1 protein-coding gene is annotated in these 1,310 nt (G+C 38.0%); it reads left to right on the top strand.

Translation table 11 applies throughout. The annotated features are described in order from the left end of the window. A partial coding sequence (locus tag QI30_RS19295; protein ID WP_233600646.1) for a VirB4 family type IV secretion system protein occupies nt 1-1,094 on the top strand: 1,094 nt, incomplete at its 5' end. Between the last annotated feature and the right edge of the window lie 216 nt (nt 1,095-1,310).

Below are 1,310 nucleotides of genomic sequence, written 5' to 3'. Positions count from 1 at the left end.
TTATCGATCCTGAAAATGAATACACGAACATCGTCGAGCATTTAGGTGGAACAGTTGTCCATTTAAGCAGTAATTCGAGTACAAAAATTAACCCATTAGAAGTGTTTTCCGAGCAAGTCATGGACGAGGGACCTGTTGATTTGGATATGGTTTTAAAAGATAAAATTCAGCGTCTTCTTGGTTTCTTTCAAGTATTGAAGCAGGATATTACGCAGGTGGAAAAGGCGATTTTAGATGCTGTGTTACGTGAAGTGTACCGTGATGCAGGGATTTTGAAATATACGAGCTTCCTTGAGATTCCCAGCACAGCATATCCGATTTTATCGGATGTCTATGAGGCAATTGCAGCTTTAAAGGCGCGTGACGCTGACCGGTACGCACGGATTGAGGATTTTCATTATATTTTGGAGAGCTATGTGAATGGTAGTAAAACGATTTTTAATGGGCATACGAATATTAATTTACAAAGTGACCTTTTATCGTTTGATTTAAAGTCCTTGCAAAATGAGGCTGATGTACAAGGGGCAGCGTATTTAAATACGTTTAGTTATTTATGGGATAACATTACGGAAAATACAAGTGAAAATGTGAAGCTGTTTGTTGATGAGTTTCATTTTTTAACACAAAATCCAGATGCAGCGAGTTTCTTTTACCAGGCATATAAACGATTTCGAAAGTACAATGCAGGGGCAATTGCCGGTACGCAACAAATTCAAGATGTGCTCGATGGGAAGATGGCCAATGGTCAAAATGTTGGTGAGGCTGTCATTGGGAACAGTTATACGAAAGTCTTTTTTGGTCTAGATAATAAGGGCGTAGATGATATTACCGAAAAGCTACGCATGACCTTTAGTGAAAAGGAAAAAAAATTATTAGAGCGTCGTAAGCAAGGTGAGGCACTCATTATTCATGGTACACAGCGAGCGTTTATGCGGGTAGAGCTGACAGAAGAAGAACTACGATTAAAAGATCCAGCTCGTTATGAGGAGCTATATGAGGTTAGTGCAGCTATTACACCGAATTACGAAGAGCGTATTCGTATGACAGAGCTCGAGCGACAAGAGGCACTAGAAATGAGGAACTTTGAAAAGTAGAAATTTCCACTTTTGTTAAGTAGAATTTTCTACCCATCAAAAGTATAAGAACTATAAATTTATTAGGTTAACTGGTTAACCTATTGATATTACTGGATTTATAAGTTAACCATTTATTTTAAATCGTTAGGAGGTGCTAGTATGAGTGCGACCAAGATTTACAATTTTTCATTTGGCAGCATTAAATTAACACGTGAACTAGCCCAATTTACGATC

The sequence above is a fragment of the Candidatus Kurthia intestinigallinarum genome (genome assembly GCF_003991225.1).
GTDB lineage: Bacteria > Bacillota > Bacilli > Bacillales_A > Planococcaceae > Kurthia > Kurthia populi.
Note: the sequence above shows the minus strand (reverse complement) of the source record. Positions and strands in the feature narration are given on the sequence as shown.